Genomic DNA, 20,961 nt, shown 5'->3' with positions numbered 1-20,961 from the left:
CGCGCGTGAACCTCCGAACGAGCACCCGACAAGATGACCCTAGGTTCAAGCACAGAGTGGCGCCGCCGGGCCGACCAGTTGATCGCCTTGATCGACGAGGCCCTGAACGCCCAAGTAAATGCGATCCTGCACCATCCCGACTTCCAGGCCATGGAAGCACGGTGGCGCGGGCTTGCCATGCTCGTGCGTGAATCGACCCGTGGCGCGGACGTGAAGATCAAGCTTCTCAGCATGAGCTGGAAGGAGCTGGCCCGCAGCATGGAACGGGCATCGGATTTCGATCAGAGCCATCTTTTCGAGCTGATCTACAGCCGCGAATTCGGCATGCCCGGCGGCGAACCCTATGGCCTTCTGGTCGGAGACTATCACCTGTCGCCGGACGAGCCCGAGGGCGGTGATCCGGTGAGCACGCTGACCCAGGTCGGCATGGTGGCCGCCGCCGCCTTCTGCCCCTTCGTCGCAGGCGCCTCCGCAAAGGCGATCGGGCTTGAGGATTTCGACGAACTCGGCCGCGTCCAGGATTTCTCCTGGCTCGCAACAGAACCGACCCGCATCCGCTGGAATGGATTGAGAGCCCGGGAAGATTCCCGCTTTCTCGGCCTCGTCGCGCCCCGCGTGCTCATGCGGGCACCGTTCGAACCTTACGCCCGCAACCGTGACGATGGCTTTCCCTTCCGCGAGGAGATCGCCGAGGACGGAAGCTCGCTGCTCTGGGGCAATGCGGCCTTCGCCTTCGCCACGGTCGTCATCCGCAATTTCATCGAGTCCGGCTGGTTCGCCGATATCCGCGGCGTGACCCAGGATGCGATCGACGGCGGCATGCTGAGCACGAGCGAGCTAGCTCCCTATGATTTCGGCACCGAAAGCAACGGCCTCTCCGCCCAGGCGCCGGTCGAGATCCGCCTCACCACCGGCCAGGAACAGCAGTTCTGCGACCTCGGCCTCGTGCCGGTGGCGACGACCTATCTCTCTGCCTCGGCGATCTTCAATTCCAACCAATCGCTGCACGCCCCGCCGCATTATTCCAACGAACACGCGCGCCAGAACGCCCGCATCGCTGCCATGCTGCAATATGTGCTCTGCGCCTCCCGCTTCTCGCATTATCTGAAAGTGATCATGCGCGACGAGATCGGCCAGCTTTCCGACGCCCGCTCGATCGAGCGCAAGCTGGAAGACTGGCTGACCGGCTACACGCTCGGCAATGAGGACGCCGACCTGTCGCTGCGCACCCGCTTCCCGCTGCGCTCCGCCGGTATCGAGGTCGCCGAGATCCCCGGCAAGCCCGGCACCTTCTCCTGTACCGTCCGTCTGCAGCCGCATTTCCAGCTCGACGACGTCTCGACCAGTTTCCACCTCATCGCCGAAACGGTGAATGGCGGCCAGATCGGTGGCCGCTCCTCCATACCTGAAAGGATGTCCGCATGACGCTGTCCGAAAGCATCGCCCGTGCGCTTAGCGAAAACGCTCTCGATGAAGCGCTCGATGCCGCCAAGGCGCATCTGAAATCGAACCCGTCCGACAAGGAGGGCCGCAATCTCTATATCGACCTACTGGTTCTGGCCGGCGACTATGAGCGCGCCGACAACCAGTGCGGCCTCGCCGTCACCTTCGCGCCGGATGCGACCATGGGCTTTGCACTGCTTCGCAACGAGCTGCGCGGCATGGCCGCCCGTGATGCCTGGTTCAAGACCGGCGCCGTGCCGGAATTTCCGCAAGGGCCGAGCGAACTCGACAAGCTCGCCATCCGTGTCGGCATCGCGCACCGTATGGGTGACGGCGCCGAAGCCAAGGCTGAACTCGAACGCCTGGAAGAGCTTCGCGGTGAACGCGGATTGGTGCTGAACGGCAAGCGCGTGTCCGATTTCCGCGACCTCGACGACCGCACGCCCCATGCGCTGGAAGTGATCATGACCGGCGGCGCCTATCTGTGGATCGACTTTGACAAGATCGCCGGCCTCACCATCGAGCCGATCGCCCGCCCCCGCGACCTCGCCTTCCGCCGCGCCGAACTGTCGCTGGTCGACGGTGCCGTGGCCCCTGTCCTGCTGCCGGCCATCTATCACGGCACCGGCACGGAGAATCTGCTGCGCCTCGGCCGCGAGACCGACTGGGTGGAGGAGCCGATCGGCATCACCACCGGCCGCGGCCAGCGCTGCTTCCTCGCCGGCGATGACCTCGCCTCCTTCCATGATACCGAAAGTCTGGAAGCCATCACCACCAATGCCGCCCGCGAGGTCGCGCATGGCTGACCCGCTGGAGCGCTACCGGCCGCGTGACCGCGTTCTTGCCCGTTCGATCCTGGACAGGCTGATCGACGACGCGCCCGACCGCGACTTCGACCCACCGATCAGTGTGACCGACCAGATCCGCGAGGTTCGGGAATCGATCCGCCGCGACCTCGAGGCTCTGCTCAACACCCGCCGCTGCCCGGTCGCGCCGCCGTCAGAGCTTGCCGAGCTGAAAAGCGCGCTGGTCAGCTATGGCGTAGATGGCATGGTGTCGGCAAATCTCGTCACCGACGAAGCCAAGCTGCAGCTCGCCCGGATGATCGAGCGCCGCATCTCAATGTTCGAGACGCGGCTGTCCGATGTTCGTGTCACCATTCTGAAAAGCCGGACGATGACCGAGCGCGCCCTGCGCATGCGCATCCAGGCGACCTTCCGCCTGCATGAAGGCATGCCGCCGATCAGCTTCGAATCCACCATCGACCCGTCGACCCAGCGTTTCCTCGTGGAGGCGGCGAATGGCTGAAGGCTTTCTTCATCGCTACAACGAGGAACTGGTGGCGCTGCGCCGCAGGGCCGCCCGCTTTGCCGATGCCTTCCCGAAGATCGCCGGCCGCCTGCGCATGACCGGCGACGTCGCCGACGACCCGCATGTCGAGCGCCTGATCCAGAGTTTCGCCTATTCCGCCGCCCGTGTGCGTCAAAAACTCGACGACGAGTTTCCGGAACTGACCGACGGACTGCTGGAAACGCTCTACCCCCATTATCTCGCGCCGCTGCCCTCGATGAGCATCGTCCGCTTCAAGCCGTCCGATACACTGGCTTCGGTCCAGACGGTGCCCCGCCATACCGAAATCCTGGCGGAACCGATCGGCGGCGAGTCCTGCCGCTTCCGCACCACGCAGGATGTGGAAATGGCGCCGATCGAAATCACCGGCGCATCGCTTGCCGGTCAGCCGATCAACGCCCCTCTCTCGCCCTATAACGGCGTCGCCGGCTGCCTGCGCCTGTCGATCCGCACCCTCGACGCCAGAAAGCCCTTCGGCGATCTCGGCATCGACCGGGTGCGTCTGCACATCCCGTCCGCCTGGAGCCAGGCGGTTGCCATCTACGAACTGCTCGCCAACCACACGCTCGGCATCGCGCTCGCCCGCCACGGCGACGATCGCGAACCTGTCTTCCTGCCGGCACGCAATCTGAAGCAGGTCGGTTTCGAGCCTGACGAGGCGATGCTACCCTATCCGGCGCCGAGCTTCATCGGCTACCGCATGCTCACCGAATTCTTCGCGCTGCCGCAGAAATACCTGTTCCTCGACATCGAGGGCCTGAGCGCCTGGAAAGATCAGGCTCTCGAAATCTTCATCTATCTCAAGGAAACCGACACGAAGCTCGAGCGCACCGTCTCGGCCCGCGATTTCGCGCTGAATGCAACGCCTGTCGTCAATCTGTTCCGCCAGACCTGCGAGCCGATCTCGGTCGACGGCACTCGCACCGAATACCGGCTGCTGCCCGATGCCCGCCGCCAGAAGACCCGCGAGATTTATGCGATCGACCGGGTCCTGCTCACCGGTTCACGCGGCCAGGAGGAGTTCTGCCAGCCTTTCTTCGGCCGCAGCCAACGTGCCGGCAACAGCACCAGCTACTGGCAGGCCTATCGCCGTTTCGACGAGGATGACGGCACAAGCGACATGGAGATCGCCTTCGTCGATCGCGACCGCCGCTTCGCCGGACCGATCGATGCCGTCGCCAGCGTCGATACGCTCTGCCTCAACCGCGAACTGCCCGAACAGCTTCCCTTCGGCGGTGGCCACCCCTTCCTGCAGCTCGCCTCCGGCCACGAAGCCGTGTCCGGCGTGGAAGCGCTGATGCCGCCGACGCCATCGGTGCGGATGAACGATCAGGACGGCCGCAACTGGCGGCTCGTCTCGCATCTTCTGCTCAATCATCTCTCGCTCTTCGACAACGAGGGCGCGGCGCTCAAGGACGTCCTGTCGCTCTACGGCTTCCGCGACAGCCCCGAGACGAAGCAGCTCGTCGATGCACTGATCCGCATCAAGGCTTCCACCTCGACCGCCCGGCTCGGCAGCGGCGGCATGGTGCCGGGAACCGAGATCGAACTGGAATTCGACCCGGCGGCAATCGACCGGCCGTCGGCTTATCTGTTCGGAGCCGTGCTCGACCGGTTCTTCAGCCTCTACACGTCCGTCAACAGCTTCACCCGCCTGACCATCTCGATGAAGGGCCAGTCGAAACCCATTGCCCGCTGGCCGGCCCGCGCCGCCGAACGGCCGCTGCTTTAACGAAAGGACTGCGATAGCCCCATGGATCTCTCGACGCTGCGCCAACCCGAAACACGCGACACGCTTGTCGACCTGCTCGAACGCGACCCCGGCCGCTTCGACCCGGTGACGGCATTCCGCGTGGCGCAGGCGGCCGCGGAAACGGACGGGGCATCGGGAGAACTGGAGATCGCATCCCATACGGGCGTCTCGCCGGCGCCGCTGCCGGTCAGCGGCTTCAGGCAGAAAGGCGTGCGCACCACGTTGCGCAGCGCGTTCGCGGGCCTGACCGGCCCGGTCGGCTCGATGCCGGCCAACTACAATGAACTGATCATGCGCGAGGAGCGGAACAGGTCGAAGGGGCTCGCGAGCTTCTTCGACCTGTTCAGCACACGCATGGCAGAACTCTTTGCCGACGCATCGGAAAAATATCGCATCGCGCGACGTTTGCGCTGGGGCCAGCGCCGCGAAGACAACGGCTTCATCACCACGCTGTTCGCGCTGACCGGCTTCGGTACCCGCAAGCTTAAGGAAAAGAGCGGTGTCGACGAGGACGTGATCCTGCGCTTTTCCGGCTTCTTCGCCGCGCGCAACCGCAATGCCTCCAACCTACGCGCAATGCTGACCGAATTCAGCGGCCTGCCAGTGGAAATCGAACTGTTCCGCCCGCGCTGGCTGACCATTCCGGAACAGGAACGCAGCCGAATGGGAGCACCGCAAGGTGTCCAACTCGGCATCAACGCCACCGCCGGCACGGCCATCCATGATTTCAGCGGCGGCTTCCGCGTCATCGTCGGCCCGCTTGCCTACAGGGACTACCTGTCGCTGACGCCGGGTGGTCGCAACATCACGGAGCTCTTCGCCCTGACGAGACTCTATGTCGGTTCGGCGCTCGATTTCGACATCCAGGTCATCCTGAAAAAGGAAGACGTTCCCTTCTGTCAGCTCGGCCAGACGGACGGAGCCTCCGGCGATCGGCCGCGTCTCGGCTGGAACAGCTGGGCAAGGGTGGCACCGGCAGCGAAGGACAGCGACGACGCGGTAATCGTCGAACCCAAACCGGTGGCATCGATGGGAGGCGAATATGCGGCTTGAGTTGAAGACGGTCGCTGGCGACGGCGGCATGCCGGCCGGCCGGCCCAAATGGTTCTTCGAGCGCGGCCGCCGCACGATCGGCCGCTCGCCCGATTGCGACTGGCAGGTTCCGCAGGAACAGCGGTCGGTCTCCAAGCTGCATTGCACGATCGAGCGAGACGCCCAAGGGTTTGTCCTGCGCGACCAGAGCGCCAACGGCTCGCGGGTCGACGGCGTCGTCGTGCATGAAGGCGAGACAGCGAGGCTGTCCGACCAGTCCCGGCTGGAAGTGGGCGGCGTGGCATTTTCCGTCCACATCTCCGGCGAAGCCCATCGGGATCTCGAAGACCCGGACACCAGCTACGCGATCAGCGACGAGCCGCTGACGATCTCTTCCATCCTGGCCGACATCACGCCCGGCGGTCGCACCGCCACCGGCATTCTCGGCAATCAGGTCTCGGAAGACTGGCTGGAGCCGATCGCCAGGAAGGAAGGCCCGTCTCCGTCACGCAATGTCGATATCGGCTGGAGCGGTCCCCCGGAGATCCGCACGACCGGCAACATCCTGCCGGATGACTGGAATCTCGAAGAGACCGGCACCGGCCATTCCGAATACAGCAGCCATCTGGAACACGGTTCGGCCACCCATGTCGCCGTTCCGGTATCGCGCATCCGGCCGGTCGAGACGCGGCCTCCCGAAGCGCTGCAGACGGTCAACGACAATGCGCCGCCAGACGAACCCGCGGCGAGTGAGGTACCTCCGGCCTCATTCCCACTCGGCCGCTCCGTCGAACTCGGCCGCAAGCTCGATCCCCTGCTCTACCGCCTGGAAGAGGCGCTCGAAGCGTCGTTCACCGCGCTCGGCCTTGATCTCCCCGCGACGGAAGCCGCACCGGACTTCTTTGCCCGTGACGGCGAAGAGCCCCAGGTGACGCGCATCGAGCAGCTGGTCGCCCGCCAGGAAAAGCTGCAATCGGCGCTGGAAAGCCTCCTGCACCACGCCGAACAGACGATGGAACCGCGCATCATCGAATCCCGAGCGGATGCCAATGCCGGCCCGCTCGGATCGCTGAGCTTCCTGCGCGGCCGCGACTACTGGCAGGCCTACAAAGCACAATTCGAAAAGAACGGCAGGACGCTGTCGGTCCGTGATGTCTTCCGCGACGCCATGATGCGAACGGAAGAAACGAGCCCGGTGACGAACCCGCCTGCAGCAGAGAGAGAAGACCGCGACGATGAGAAATGAAAACCGGGTGGCCTGGAGCGAGGGCATGTTCCTCCGCGTCCAGCATTTCCAGCAGGCGGACCGCTGGACGGAAAGGCTCGTCAGAACCACGACCCGTGGCCTGACGCCCTATCCCTGGGGCGTGGCCGAGATCGGCATCGACCGCAGTGCGCTGGCGATCGGTCAGTTCGCGCTCTCCAACCTGCGCGGCATCCTGCCCGATGGCACCCCCTTCGAGGCCCCCATCGACACCGACCTGCCGCCGGCGCTCGATCTCGACGAAAGCGTCAAGAACGCTGTCATCTATCTCGCCCTGCCCGCCCGCCAGCCGGGCAAGCCGGATGTCGCGCTGAACGGTGGGGCACGGTTCAACAGTGTGCGCATGACCGCCTCCAACTACGAAGCGCCGGACGCCAATGTCGAGACCGACTTCATGGCGCCGATCGATGTCGGGCGCTTGAGCCTGCGCTACCTAAAGACCGGCGATGATCTCGCCGGCTACGAGCTGATCGGGCTTGCCCGCATCATCGAGGTCCGCTCCGACCGTGCCGTTATCCTCGACCCCGATTTCATCGCGCCGAGCCTTAACTGCGCTGCGGAGCCAAGGCTTTCCGAGCTGATGACGGAGCTTCTCGGCATCGTGCGCCATCGCGCCGAGGCGATCGCCGAACGCATCGGCGATCCGACCATTCGCGGCACGGCGGAAGTCGGCGACTATTTCCTGCTGCAGATCCTCAACCGCGCCGATCCGATGCTGAAGCACATCGCTGCCAATGCGACGCGCATCCATCCGACCGACTTCTACGAGACCTGCATCCAGCTGGCCGGCGAGCTCGCCACCTTCACCACCGAACGCAAGCGGGCCACCGATTTCCCGCCCTATCGGCATGACGATCTGAAGGGCACGTTCGCCGCCGTCTACGACGACCTGCGCGCTTCGCTGTCTTCTGTCCTCGAACAGGCTGCCGTCTCGATCGAGCTTGCCGAACGCCGTCATGGCGTGCGCGTCGGCACGATCAACGACCGGTCGCTGCTCAAGGATGCCGGCTTCGTGCTGGCGGTGCGCGCCGAAATGTCGGCCGAGGATGTCCGCCGCAAGCTGCCGGCTCAGATCAAGGTCGGCCCGGTCGAGCGTATCGCCGAACTGGTCAACGTCGCGCTGCCCGGCATTCCGGTCCGGCCGCTGCCGGTCCTGCCGCGCCAGCTGCCTTACCGCTCCGGCACGATCTATTTCGAACTCGACACCAAGAATCCTCTCTGGAAGCAACTCGAAACCTCGGGCGCCATCGCCCTGCATCTGGCAGGCGATTTCCCCGGTCTCGAAATGGAAATGTGGGCGCTTAGAGAATGACCAACGAACCCGCATCGAAATGGCAGAACCTGCCGACCGTCGTCGAACTGACCGAAGACGGCAAGAAGAAGAAGGAATCGGCCGCGCGCATGGCCGAAATGCTGGACGATGTCCTCGATACGCCCGGCATCGATGGCCTTGCCCCGAAGCCGCTGCCCAAGGGCGGATGGTCGGTCGAGACGCTGGTCCGCGACTTCCGCTTCGGCGGCGAGGAAGTGCCGACACTGGTGCGGTCCGCCGCACCGCTGCTCAATCTCGCCCATGCGCTGCGCTATACCGAGGAACAGCCGGATATCGAACAGCTGCGTCGCGTTGCGGTGGAAGCGGTCGGCCGCTACGAGCGTGATCTCGCCGGTGCCCGCATCAGCCCGGAACGCGCCCGCGCCGCTCACTACATCATCTGCGCCACGGTCGACGATGTCGTCCTGAGCAAGCCCTGGGGCGTGCGCGCCGGCTGGGCCCGTTCCGGCCTCGTCTCGACCTTCCATATGGACGTCACCGGCGGCGACCGGGTATTCGACCTGCTCGATCACTTCCACCAGACGCCGGGCGCCAACAAGGACCTGTTGCTTCTCATCTACCTGTCCCTGTCGCTCGCCTTCGAGGGCCGCACCCGCGTTTCCCCGCGTGGCAATCTCGAACTCGGCCGCATCCGCGACAGTCTCTACAAGACGCTGCTCGGCCAGTATGGCGTATTCGAACGCGAGCTCTCGCCGCACTGGAAGGGTGTGGCGGCCCGCCACAAGCCGCTGCGCACCGCCGCAGCATTGTGGACGTTGCTCTCCGTACTCGCGCTGATCTTCGCCTTCGGCTATCTCTTCTTCACGCTGTCGCTGAACGGCGCCTCGGACGACACGTTCCAGCGGCTGGCCAACTTGCCGCCACGCGACACACCGAGCATCCTGATCGAAAAGCCGAAGGAGCCGGTGGTCGCCCAGGCGCCGCCACCGGTCGAACCGCCGCGCGTGCAGCCGCCGCCGCCGCCTCCACAACCGACGCGACTGCAGAACTTCATGCGTTTCCTCCAGCCGGAGGTCGAGAAGAAGCTCGTCTCGCTGTCGGAGAGCAACAACCGGGTTCTGGTTCGCATCAATAATGCCGGTCTCTTTGATGTCGGCAGCGCCGAGGTGAGTTCCGAATTCCACGACCTCATATCCAAGATCGGCGGCGCGCTGGCGCAGGAGAAATTCCGTGCCGTCGTCGTCGGCTATACCGACAACGTGCCGATCAAGACGATCCAGTTCCCGTCGAACTGGCATCTGTCGGAAGCGCGCGCCAAGGCCGTCGGCGATATTCTCACGGGCTTCACCGGGCCCGAAGCGATTCTGACCGAAGGCCGCGCCGACAGCGATCCGATCGCCGACAATGCGACGCCGGAAGGCCGCGAAAAGAACCGCCGCACGGAAATCCTGGTTCTCGCGGATCCGGAGGAGCAGTTGAGTGGTGCCGGCATAAAGTCGCCGCCGGTCGAGATGGATATTCGAGATATGGCCAATCCGGCCGCAGGGGGCCTCGCGCCATGAACCCATTGGGCATGTTCTATACGCTCCGCTCCTATGTCGAGGCCTATGCCGGACTTCTGGGGCGGCGCTTCATCTCGGTCATCTGGGTGGCGGCGATCTGCGTCGTCATCTGGTTCTACGGCTATCTGGCCGCCTATGGCAATTTCAAGCCGCTAGCCAGCAGCACCAACCGGATCATCCTGATCGGCCTGATCATCGCCGCCTGGGCCGGCTACATGATCTTCACGGTCATCCGTGATCGTCGCCGCGACAAGCAGCTGGTCGAGGGCATCGAGCGCGATGCGGCGACCGAAGCGGCCGCCAGCCAGCTGGCGGAAGTAAGCGAGATACACAACCGTCTCAAGGAGGCGCTGCAGCTTCTGCGCCGCGTCACCAAGCGGCGTTTCAATTATATCTACGAGCTTCCCTGGTACGTGATCTTCGGTGCGCCCGGTTCCGGCAAGACCACCGCGCTCACCAATTCCGGCCTGAAATTCCCACTCGGCGATGCGCTCGGCAGCAATTCCGTCCAGGGCATCGGCGGCACGCGTAACTGCAACTGGTGGTTCACCGACGAGGCTATCCTGATCGACACCGCCGGCCGCTACACGACCCAGGACGATCTGAACGGTACCGCCAAGGCCGGCTGGGAGGGCTTTCTGGGATTGCTGCGCAAATACCGTCGCTCGCAGCCGATCAACGGTGCGCTGGTGACGCTTTCCATCGGCGATCTCCTGACCCGTGACGCCGAAGCGCAGCGCGAGGAAATTCGCGTCATCCGCCAGCGCCTGTCGGAACTCGACGAAAAACTGCAGGCCCGCATTCCTGTCTATCTCGTTCTCACCAAGGCCGATCTCCTGACTGGTTTCGTCGAGTTCTTCGACGGCTTCAACAAGTCCGACCGCGAACAGGTCTGGGGCACGACCTTCGGGCTCGACGAGAGCTACAAGGCGATGGACCTGCCCGACCGCTTCATCGAGGAATTCTCGCTCCTGCAGGAACGCGTCGGCGCCATGCTGATCGAGCGCCTGCAGCAGGAACCGAATGCCGAATTGCGTGGCCGCATCTTCCGCTTCCCGGCCGAGCTCGCGGCGTTGAAGGAACGCCTCCACGACGTGATGACCGAGCTCTGCTCCGGCTCCAAGCTGGTCGAGCCGCCGCTGCTGCGCGGCATCTACTTCGCCTCCGGCACCCAGGTGGAAGACGCCGTCCCGGCCGCATCTTCCGCGGCGCGCGCGCGTCGCAGCTATTTTCTGTCGCGGCTGTTCAAGGACGTCATCTTCGACGAAGCCTCGCTGGTTGCCCGCGACAAGCGCCTGTCCGGCCGCCAGCTCCTGCTGCGCCGTGCCGCCTATGCCGCAGCTGTTCTGGTCTTCGCCGTGGTTTTAACCAGCTGGACAGCGACCTATTTCCAGAACCAGGCGGCCCTTGCCAGCGCCGAGCAGCGGATCAATGCCTATGAGCAATTGTCCCGCGACATCCGCGTCCGCGACGTGACGGATGCGGACTTCCTGCGCATCCTGCCGGCGCTCGACAACCTCGCCGCCGTCACGACCGACTTTTCCGCCAAGCGCGTCTGGCCGATCAGTTTCGGCCTCGACCAGGAAAACAAGATCGCCGGACGTCAGCGCGACGCCTACCAGCGGGCCTTGAACGCACTGCTTCTGCCCCGCATTCTGGTGCAATTGCAGAAAGAGATGGGCGAAGCCAAGGACGTGCCCGGCACCTTCAACACTCTCAAGCTCTACGCCATGCTGGGCGGAATGGGCACGATGAACCCGGATTTCGTCGCGCTCGAAGCCGAGGACATGTTCACCGCGCTTTACCCCGGTGATGGCCGCGCGGCAGCCCGCCAGGCGCTGATCGCCCATGCAAGCACGATGGCCAAGGGCGCTCTGCCGCCGATCGAACTCGACGGCAACCTGATCGCCAAGGCACGCGAGACGATCCGCTCGCAGAGCATCGCCAGCCGTGCCTATGACATCCTCGCCGACTACCGCGCCTCGCGCGCGCTGCCGGCCTGGAGCGCCGCAAGCGCTCTTGGGCCGCTCGGTGAGAAGGCATTCGAGCGGAGCTCGGGCGCTCCCTTGAGGGAAGGCATACCGGGGATCTTCTCGAGCACCGGCTATCGCACCGTCGTTCTGTCCAGGATCACCGACGCGGCGCGCGAAGCGCTCGACGAGACCTGGGTACGCGGCGAGGAAAATCCCGCCGGCAGCACGGTCGATACGACCTCCCAAGCCGCACTCCAGCTTTATTTCGACAACTTCCAGAGACGCTGGACGACATTGCTTGCGGATATGCGGGTAAAGCCGTCCCAAACCATAAACGATGCCGCTGAGACGACCCGGATCCTGGCCGCCAAGCCGAGCCCGGTCGAAGCGATAGCCCGGTCCATCGTCGATTCCACCGACCTGCGTTATGCCGGTGCCGAAGTCGCGTCGGCGGCCGACAACCTTGCCCTGTCGTCGACGGCGCTGGCGGGTGCCACCGATGCGCCCGACCCGTTCGGCCCGTTGCGGGAGGCGCTGGCCGCACCGACCGACGCTGCATCGGACGACAATCAATCGTCGGGTGACGCACCCCGCTCCCAGATTGCGCAGCTTGAACCCGTGCTGCGTCAGGTCGCCGACCAGCTATCGCGCGCGACGACCTCCAGCGCCGAAGTCGCCAAGGTCTTCGACGTCGACAGCCAGCTGACGGAGGCGAACCAGAACCTGCTGCAGCAGGCGCGGCGCATGCCGGCCCCGGTCGATGCCTGGATGGCGGGCGTTGCCGCCGATGTCGGCTCGCTTGCGGTCAAGTCGGCCCGGACGCGCCTCAGCGATGCCTGGGCCGCCGAAGGCGCGAGCTATTGCTCCAGCGTCATTACCGGCCGCTATCCCTTCGATCGGGAATCGCCGCGCGATGTTGCCATGAGCGACTTCGTGCGCTTGTTCGGGCCGGAAGGCATGTTCAAGACCTTCTTCTCCCAGCGGCTGGCGGCCTTTGTCGACACAAGCGCTTCGCCCTGGGGCTGGAAAGGCACATTCGGATCCGCAAGCATTCCGAGCGAGGCGATTGCCCAGTTCGAGAATGCGGACAAGATCAACCGCGCCTTCTTCCCGGCCGGCAGCGAAAAGCCGTCGGTCGCGATCAACATCAAGCCGGTGTCGCTCTCCGAAAACTCCAACGCTGTCATGCTGGAGATCGAAGGCGAACGCGTCGTCTATTTCCACGGCCCCGTCCAGTCGAAGTCGATCGGCTGGCCGTCGGATGACGCAAGCAACCTGTCGCGCCTTGCCTTCCAGCCCGGCGGCTGGCAGCAGGCGATGACGGAAAACGGCGACTGGTCGCCCTTCCGCCTGTTCGATGCGGCGTCGACGACGATGCAGGGCAACGACATTTTCCGGGCGCGGTTCGAACAGGCGGGCAGGACCGCCGAATTCGAGGTGCAGTTCGGTTCCGTCCTCAACCCGTTCCGGCTCGAAGCGCTCAGCGCCTTCGCCTGCCCGACGCAATTCTGAGGGCGAAGAGCGATGAACCAGCGCCAAGCCCTGGACCAGGCGACCCTCGAAGCGGATCGGATCGGCTTCTTCGGCAAGCTCCCGACCCACGGAGATTTCGTCTCGACCGGCTTCAGCCGGTCGGTTCAGGACGCACTCGACGCCTGGCTGCAGGCCGGTCTTGCAAAAGCGCAGCACCATTTCGGCGAGCGCTGGGAGAAGGACTTCCGCGCCATGCCGGCGTGGCGCTTCATCGTTGAGCGCGGTCTTTGGGGGCCGATGACGATGGCCGGCGTGATCGTTCCGAGCAGGGATCGTGTCGGGCGCAGCTTTCCACTCGTCGTCGCGACACAGCTGCATGACTTTGCAGGCGATTCCCGAAAACTCTGCCTGGACGATACCTGGTTCATCGCGCTTGAGGGCTTAGCCGAGACATCCGCCCAGCGCGATTTCGAGCTCGACGCCTTCACCGCAAATCTCAAACGTCTGAGAAGCCTAAGGCCCGGCGATTTCGACTTCGATGACGAGCGCGGCAGGGGCAAGCCGAAGGCCGCCGCCTTCTGGTGGCGTTTCGACCCGGAGGACCGTCAGACCAAGGGCTTTCGCAGTAATGGCGTGCCGCAGCCCGTCGATTTTCTCGAACTCGTCATGGCGGGTGCTGCGCCGGCGGCACCTGAGCCGGTAGCCCCGCAACCAATCCAGCCCCAGCCAATCCAGCCCCAGCCAATCCCGCCTCAACCGATAGAGATCGAGGCGGTCGAAGAACCCGAGATACCGATCGACTTCGATCTCGAGGAGATGATGGCAGCGGCCCATGCGGACCTCGCATTGCTGCTGAACCCTCAGACGGAGACAGCCGCGGCGGCTCCCATCCCTGCCGCTCCGGCGCCGGGTTTTCGCATCGCGGACAGCCACGCGACCCATCCAGGCACCCGCCTCAGCGTCAATGCCGACGCGACACTGGTCAGAGCCGAACCTGCCATCTTCGCCATCGCGGACGGTCTTGGCGACGGTAGCGATGCAGTCGAAGCAAGCCGGGCGACGATCGCCCTGCTGTCGGATGCAACCCTGCAAGACAGCATCGAAACGCTGGTTCAGGACATCAAGGGCAAGCTCGGTCGCGCGCACGGCCTGCTTCAATCCGCGGCTGCATCCAAGGGCATAACGCCGCCCTGCGCCAGCATCGTCACGCTCGCAGCCGTCCAAGACCGCTTCGCGCTCGTCTGGGCCGGAGACGCCCGTGCCTATCTGGTGCGCGACGGCATGATGCGCTGCGTGACCCGCGACCATGTCTCGATCGGCCTGCGCCGCTCCCTGTCTCGCGCCATCGGTCTTCAGGGACAGCTTTCTCCGGAAGTGCTGATCGACAACCTGCAGGACGGCGACCGTTTTCTTCTCTGCAGCAATCCGCTGGCCCGGACCATCTCGGAGCGGGTCATTGCCGAGTTGCTGCTGTCTCTCGATCTCGAAGAGGCGGCGGAAAGACTGGTGCAGGAGGCCTTGATCGCCAATTGCCGCGACAATGTCAGCGCCGTCGTCATCGATATCAAGACCGATAATGGCCGATGAGCCCAAGCCTGCCGTGCCCGCCGGCATGGCGACGATTGCCGATAGCTTCGCCACCCTTTGGCGATCTCTGGCCAAGGATGGCGAAGCGGATCGGCCGAACGATGAGCGGCGAATTCTTATCGATCAGGTGCGTGATGCCCTGGATCGCGGCGAAAACCGCCTGAACGAAAATCGCGTCTCGATCATCAGCAACACGTTCAGTCTTGAGGCTCTCGTTCATCGCGGAGAACCGACCAGCGTTCATCGTGCCCGGCACCGAGATCTCGGCGCACTTCACGCCATCAAAACGCTGTCCCCCGATCACGCAGATGATCCGGTGGCGCACAAGCTGCTGCTACAGGAAGCTACGATCGGCCTGTCTTTGCGCCATCCGCATGTCGCGGCAACGCAGATCCTCCTGCGGCTCGAGGATGGAAGGCCTGCGCTGGTGATGGAATGGTGCCGGTCCAGTCTGGCAGACCGGCTGTCGAACGGCCCGCTCCCACCCGAAGATATTCGAGCCTTAGCCAAAGCGTTGCTGGAAGGGCTTTCGGCAATTCATGCTCGATCAATCGTCCATTGCGATATCTCGCCTGCCAATATCCTCTTCGCTGACGATACTATGGACAGTCTGAAGATCGCCGACTTCGGCATTGCGCTACCGACAGGGCATCGGCACAAGGACATGGACATCCGCTTTGCCGGCCAGGCGCATTTTGCGGCACCGGAACAGAAGGATGGCGGCCCGGTCGATCCGCGCACCGATCTTCACGCTGCCGGGAAAGTGCTCTCGCTTCTGCTCGAAGGCTCCGACGATCCAGCCGATGCCGACCTTCGCCGGCTCGCCGACCTTCTCTCACAACCCGCTTCCGAAGACAGGCCTGAAAATGCAAAGGCCGCCTTGCGGATGCTTGGCGGCCTCTGAAAGGTTTGAAGTCTGTCCGGCTCAGTTCGAGCCGGGCAGCGGTGCCGCGGCAGACGGCGCGCTCTTCTGGTAGATGGTGAAGAGCTTGGCGAAATCGACCATGCCGGCATTTGCGGCATAGAGCATGTCGCCCTTCGCCATCTGGAAGCGCTGCATCAGCGCCAGATTGGCGATGTCCTTCATGTCTATGCGGTAGACGGCCGGCTTGTTGGAGACGCTGTAGGTGGAAGGCGTCTTGGCATCGCTAGCAGTCGGATAAGGCTTGTAGACCGTCTGATTGCGCAGCAGGTAGACCTGGCTTGCATTGGCGCGATCGTCCAGCAGACCGCCGGCGCGGCCGAAGGCCTGGGCGAGCGTCAGCTTGCCGGGCTCGAACTCGAACTCGCCGACACTCTTGAAGGCGCCGAATGCGGTGAAAGTCGTTGAATCCTTACCGACATAGATCTGGTCGTCGGGCAGCAGATAGACGTTCTGGTTGTTGTCGTTCATCACCCGCTCGATCGGGGCGCTGGCGCGCTTGTTGCCGCGGATCAGCGTCACGTTCGCGGCAGTCGGAGCGGACGAAGCGCCACCAGCAAGCGCGATCGCGTCGAGCACCCGTTCGCGGCGCGCCGTCAGCGGGAAGCGGCCGGCAGCACGGACGTCACCATTGACCACGAAGCCGGAGGTCGGCTTGTCGACGATGGTCACGACGGCCTGCGGATTGACCGCCGAGCCCTTGAGGCCGCTGACGATGCGGCTCTGCAACGCTTCGGGCGAGGATTCCAGAACCCGCTGGCGGCCGATGAAGGGCATCGTCACCGTACCGGCGGAATCGACGGTGAAGCGGCCGAGATTGAGTGTCTTCGCCTGGGTCGAGGAGAACATGCCCTCTTCGCCGGTATCGAGGATCGTCACCTCGATCACGTCGCCGCGGCGCAGGCGGTTGTCGGCATAACCGCCCGAACGCATGACGCTGAGGCCCTGATCGGTGGGCGCATAGGAAAGCGGCTGGGCAACCGGGGGGGCCATCGGCGCGTCGGCAAGACGAACGACCGGAACACGTTCCTTCGTGTTCGGGTCGACCGTGTTGTAAAAAGCTCCGGCGGAGGGACCATCTGAAGGGCGGGCGCAGGCACTGAGCAAAGCAATAAATACGAAGGGCGCAAGCTTTCGCATCACGTATCCTTTAATGAGAATCTATAGTGCGGAAAGTATCAGTGGAAGCGCCTGCTACAACCGCGCGCACGCGAAAAAAGGCAATTGTGACGGTTTCGCGGCCACACCTGTGGCCGATGCGCAACCATTACCGGTGCCGGGGTAACTGTAGCATTGAAATCGACAGTGAATTGATAGCGATTCCAAGGATGAACGCCGGCACTGTACACATTGGTGCAAGCGTTAAGACTTGAGGCGGGACGAGCCGTTAAAACCCGCCTGCGCGCGGATCGAGGCGGTGGGTTACCCCACCGCCTTTTCACCAACTATACTTTCGCCGCCAATCGATCTGATCATCCGCCGAGCCCTTTTCAGCAATCCGGCCGGCCAGATATTCGGCATCATGCCAGACACCCCAGATGAAGGGTGAGGCACGGCGTGTCAGCCAGGGAAGACCGAGGACGTAAAGTCCGGGTACACGGGCGACCCCCTTTTCGTGCACCGGCCGCCCCTTGTGGTCGAAATCGCCCGCCTTGATCCAGCTGAAGTCGAGCGCATAACCCGTTGCCCAGATGATCGAGCGGACGCCGGCTGCAGCCAGATCTATCTGGAGGATCGGATTGGCGATGCAGTCCGGCAACGGCCGCATGCTGCGCGCATCCGGATCATCAGGCAGCTCAAGGCCATGCTTCACCGCATAGGCATCCGCCTCGTCGAGCAGCGCCATATAGGCCGCCTCGCCGTCTGCGATGTTCTGCGCCAGGTCCGGCGCGACAGAGAGGATACCGTTCTCGTATCGCTCGGCCTTGCCGACGAGCTTCATGCCGCGCTCGGCAAACTCGCGAAAATCGACCGTCTGGCCGTTCGCGCCGCTGACGGCAATGGTCACATGCTCGGTCGACGGATCGGGCGTCTCGATATTCCAGTGGCCGAGCACGCCGAGCCACCAGCAGAAATCCTTGCCCCGATAGCGCAGCGGCGGTTTTTCATGCGGGCCGACAGCCAGATAGGTGGAGCGCCCCGACCGCAGGATCTCGTCGGCGATCTGCGAGCCGGACGATCCGGCGCCGATCACCAGAACAGCGTCTTCCGGCAGCTGTGCAGGGTTGCGGTATTCGTTGGAATGGATCTGCGTGATGCCCGTATCGGCCGGAATGACCGGCGGAATGATCGGCTTCTGGAATGCGCCCGTTGCCGCGACGACGTTCCGCGCCTCGATCGTTCCCTCCGAGGTCTCGACGATGAAACCTTGCCCGTCGGCCTTCGGTGTTGCCGAAAACACCTCGACGCCACAGCGGATCGGGGCGTTGATCTGCTTCGCATAGTCCTCGAAATAACGGACGATCCTGTCCTTTCCGGCGAAAGCGGACGGGTCGATATCGTCGAATGTCATGTTCGGAAAACGGTCGTGCCAGGCGGGGCCATTGGCCACCAGCGAGTCCCAGCGACTGGTCCGCCATTTCTCGGCGATCCGGTGCCGCTCCAGCACGAGATGCTCGATCCCCTGTCGCCCAAGATGCTCGCTCATGGCGATCCCGGCCTGGCCGCCGCCGACGACCAGCGTATGAATTTTCTCGATAGGCATGCAGCGTCTCTTTCTTCGGCAGGCATCGGGGGCCAGGCATCGGTGAGAATGCGTGGCTTCCGTCATTTTGTTTATTGGAGGCTGCTGCCTGCGAAAAATAGGATTTCAATCAGCGCTGCTTAGTCTGTTCCTAAACAGGCCCTAATGCGCTGTCGGCTGTGCACAGCCTTAGCCTGTGCCTAACCAGCGCTCAGGATTTTCATATTTTACAACGGCACGCCCCATCCCCTTATCTCAGCCAAAAGGAATGCGTATCGGCCCAAGACAACGGTGGGCCGGGAGTGTCGATAAGGGGAATGAAATGACCATGACCGACGAACAGCAGATCAGGATCGACCTTGCAGCAACCTTCCGCATCGTTGCCAAGCTCGGCATGCACGAGGCTGTCGCCAATCATTTCAGCGCCGCCGTTTCAGCGGACGGCCGCAAGTTCCTCCTGAACCCGAAGTGGAAGCATTTCTCTACCATTAAGGCGAGCGACCTTATTCTTCTCGATGCCGACGACACGGAGGCAAAGAGCCGCCCGGACGTCGATTCCACCGCCTGGGCTATCCACGGACAGCTTCACAAGCTCGCCCCGCACATCCGCGTCGCAATCCATCTTCACCCGATCTACGCCACCACCATCGCGACGTTGAAGGACCCGACGATCAGGCCGATCGACCAGAACACGGCGCGTTATTTCAACCGCGTGGCTGTCGACGACACCTATGGCGGCCTGGCCGATACGGAATCGGAAGGCGCACGCCTGATCGGGTTGCTCGGCAACAAATCGCGCCTGATGATGGGCAATCACGGCGTCATGGTCACGTCCGGCACGATCGGTGAGGCCTTCGACGACATCTACACGATGGAGCGGGCCTGCCAGGTGCTGGTCAATGCCTATGCCACTGGCCAACCGCTCAATGTCCTGTCCGACGACGTGGCGGAAAAGACAGCGCAGGACTGGGAAGGCATCGCCGATTTCTCGATCGCCCATTTCGAAGAGATGAAGCGAATCCTCGACAAGGAAGATCCGTCCTACGCGCATTGAGGAATGGATAGCGATCGGTCCCGAGGCTTTCAGATGATCAGAACGGGCAGCGAATACAGAGATTCGATCCGCGGCACGCGCGAGATCCATGTTAACGGCGGGCGCGTCAAGGACATCACGATCCACCCGATGTTCAAGCCGCTGGTCGATATCCGCGCCCGCATCTACGACATGCAGCATGATCCTGCCACGCGCCACATCATGGCCTATCAGCAGGATGGCGAGTGGCACGGCATCAACAACCGGCTGCCGCATACCCAGTCCGACTGGTGGGACAAGCGTCGCGCGACCGATACCGTGCTGGAAGATGCCGGCGGCATCGTCACCCGCGTCGGCGACGAGACCGTCGGCGAGATGTGGTCACTCTTCGACGGCCAGGACGTGCTGAACGAGGTCGATCCGCAGTTTTCGGAAAACATCCGCACCCATATCGGCAGGGTCCTGCATTCAGATCCATTTCATGTCTCGGCCAATACCGATCCCAAGGGTGACCGCTCCCGACCACCGCAGGAGCAGGATCCGGACATGCTGCTGCATGTCGTGAAGGAGACGGACCAGGGCATCGTCGTGCGCGGGGCGAAATACGAAACCGCCGCGGCTTACGCCAACCAGGCCTTCACCAAGCCGACCATCGCCAACTGGGGCGATGAGGCCTATTCCGACTACGCCGTCGGCTTCATCTGCGATCTCGACACGCCCGGCCTGAAATTCATCTGCCGCACCGGCTTTGCCGGCCGGGCGCCGGCGGAAGATTACCCGCTCTCCAACCGCTTCGACGAGGTCGATACGCTGGTCGTCTTCGACGATGTGCTGGTGCCCTGGGAGAATGTTCTCTTCTATCGCCACACGCGGGCGGCGATGTTCATGCGCGCGACGCTACATCGCTATTCGGCCTTTGCCTTCACCCAGCGGAACCTAAAATTCGCCGACATGATGATCGGCGCGGCCCTCTTCAACGTACGCCAGACCGGCCTCGACAAGCTCCAGGCCGTTCAGGAAAAGCTCGCCGAACTCGCCTGCTATCGCGAAGGCATTAATGCCCATCTGACCGCCGCGATCACCCTTGCCGAGCGCTCGCCGGGCGGCCTGATCATGCCCAACCAGTCGCTTCTCTATGCCGGACGCGTGCTTGCCTCATCGCAGCTCCACCACATGATGCACATCGCCCGCGAACTCTGCGGCGGGCAGATCTGCGTCACCCCGGACAAGGCGGCCTTCGACGCGCCGGAAACCGGGCCGTGGCTTCAGAAATTCTACACCGTCAACGAAGACTGGATGGCGGATGACCGCCGCAAGCTGCTCGCCTTTGCACGCGACATGCTGAATTCAGACTATGCCGGCCATCGGCTGACGTTCCAGCTTTTCGCGCAATCGCCGCCGTTTGCCCATCTGGCGGCCGTCTATCGCAATTTCGACTGGGAAGGCCCGATGGACTTCGTCAAGCATGCCGCCGGCCTGTCGGATCGCGTCATGGGCGAGACCACCCGGACGGCCGGAGACAGTGCCATTTCCCGCTGGTTCAACACGCAGGCCACGCTCAAGGCGGCGGAATGACCAAGCCTTTGAGCGGATTATCTTGAAGAGGATATGCC

At 63.6% G+C, this 20,961-nt stretch carries 15 protein-coding genes; 13 read left to right on the top strand and 2 right to left on the bottom strand.

Going from position 1 to position 20,961, the window contains the following annotated elements:
• Positions 1-33 precede the first annotated feature (33 nt).
• From tssC to BM216_RS09965, 11 genes are read left to right on the top strand one after another with little or no spacing between them, the layout of a single operon-like run.
• Positions 34-1,425: a type VI secretion system contractile sheath large subunit gene (gene tssC, locus BM216_RS10015; RefSeq protein WP_092998646.1), complete on the top strand. Its 1,392-nt coding sequence runs from the start codon at positions 34-36 to the stop codon at positions 1,423-1,425.
• Positions 1,422-2,249 carry a type VI secretion system accessory protein TagJ gene (locus tag BM216_RS10010; protein ID WP_092998644.1) on the top strand — a complete coding sequence of 276 codons (828 nt, stop codon included), beginning with the start codon at positions 1,422-1,424 and terminating at the stop codon, positions 2,247-2,249. The genes tssC and BM216_RS10010 overlap by 4 nt, the downstream gene beginning before the upstream one ends.
• Positions 2,242-2,751 (top strand): type VI secretion system baseplate subunit TssE, encoded by a 510-nt coding sequence (tssE, locus tag BM216_RS10005; RefSeq protein WP_092998642.1) that lies wholly within the window; start codon positions 2,242-2,244, stop codon positions 2,749-2,751. The genes BM216_RS10010 and tssE overlap by 8 nt, the downstream gene beginning before the upstream one ends.
• On the top strand, positions 2,744-4,525 hold the full coding sequence (gene tssF / locus BM216_RS10000) for a type VI secretion system baseplate subunit TssF (RefSeq protein ID WP_092998640.1): 1,782 nt from the start codon (positions 2,744-2,746) through the stop codon (positions 4,523-4,525). The genes tssE and tssF overlap by 8 nt, the downstream gene beginning before the upstream one ends.
• 21 nt (positions 4,526-4,546) lie before the next feature.
• Entirely contained in the window at positions 4,547-5,599 is a 1,053-nt protein-coding gene (gene tssG / locus BM216_RS09995; protein ID WP_092998638.1) for a type VI secretion system baseplate subunit TssG, read from the top strand.
• Positions 5,589-6,824: an FHA domain-containing protein gene (locus BM216_RS09990; RefSeq protein WP_092998636.1), complete on the top strand. Its 1,236-nt coding sequence runs from the start codon at positions 5,589-5,591 to the stop codon at positions 6,822-6,824. Before tssG ends, BM216_RS09990 begins: the two co-directional genes overlap by 11 nt.
• Complete coding sequence (tssK, locus tag BM216_RS09985; protein ID WP_092998634.1) at positions 6,814-8,154, top strand: type VI secretion system baseplate subunit TssK; 1,341 nt, start codon at positions 6,814-6,816, stop codon at positions 8,152-8,154. The genes BM216_RS09990 and tssK overlap by 11 nt, the downstream gene beginning before the upstream one ends.
• Positions 8,151-9,677 (top strand): type VI secretion system protein TssL, long form, encoded by a 1,527-nt coding sequence (gene tssL, locus BM216_RS09980; RefSeq protein ID WP_092998633.1) that lies wholly within the window; start codon positions 8,151-8,153, stop codon positions 9,675-9,677. Before tssK ends, tssL begins: the two co-directional genes overlap by 4 nt.
• On the top strand, positions 9,674-13,162 hold the full coding sequence (gene tssM, locus BM216_RS09975; protein WP_092998631.1) for a type VI secretion system membrane subunit TssM: 3,489 nt from the start codon (positions 9,674-9,676) through the stop codon (positions 13,160-13,162). Before tssL ends, tssM begins: the two co-directional genes overlap by 4 nt.
• Positions 13,163-13,174: 12 nt before the next feature.
• Entirely contained in the window at positions 13,175-14,710 is a 1,536-nt protein-coding gene (gene tagF, locus BM216_RS09970; RefSeq protein ID WP_092998629.1) for a type VI secretion system-associated protein TagF, read from the top strand.
• Positions 14,700-15,614 (top strand): serine/threonine-protein kinase, encoded by a 915-nt coding sequence (locus tag BM216_RS09965; protein ID WP_244530138.1) that lies wholly within the window; start codon positions 14,700-14,702, stop codon positions 15,612-15,614. The genes tagF and BM216_RS09965 overlap by 11 nt, the downstream gene beginning before the upstream one ends.
• Before the next feature lie 21 nt (positions 15,615-15,635).
• Here the strand turns inward: BM216_RS09965 and BM216_RS09960 are convergent, their stop codons facing one another.
• Positions 15,636-16,772 (bottom strand): polysaccharide biosynthesis/export family protein, encoded by a 1,137-nt coding sequence (locus BM216_RS09960; RefSeq protein WP_092998627.1) that lies wholly within the window; start codon positions 16,770-16,772, stop codon positions 15,636-15,638.
• 298 nt (positions 16,773-17,070) lie between these two features.
• Complete coding sequence (locus tag BM216_RS09955) at positions 17,071-18,336, bottom strand: flavin-containing monooxygenase (RefSeq protein ID WP_092998625.1); 1,266 nt, start codon at positions 18,334-18,336, stop codon at positions 17,071-17,073.
• Between the two features lie 301 nt (positions 18,337-18,637).
• On the opposite strand from BM216_RS09955, the gene BM216_RS09950 reads away from it, so the two are divergent.
• Together BM216_RS09950 and BM216_RS09945 are read left to right on the top strand one after the other, a co-directional pair.
• Entirely contained in the window at positions 18,638-19,369 is a 732-nt protein-coding gene (locus BM216_RS09950) for a class II aldolase and adducin N-terminal domain-containing protein (RefSeq protein ID WP_092998623.1), read from the top strand.
• 33 nt (positions 19,370-19,402) lie between these two features.
• A complete protein-coding gene (locus BM216_RS09945; protein WP_092999345.1) occupies positions 19,403-20,923 on the top strand; it encodes a 4-hydroxyphenylacetate 3-hydroxylase family protein in 1,521 nt (506 codons plus the stop codon).
• Positions 20,924-20,961 lie beyond the last annotated feature (38 nt).

The organism is Rhizobium sp. NFR07, assembly GCF_900111905.1.
Classification (GTDB): Bacteria; Pseudomonadota; Alphaproteobacteria; order Rhizobiales; family Rhizobiaceae; genus Neorhizobium.
This window is presented reverse-complemented; position numbering and strand designations above follow the sequence as displayed.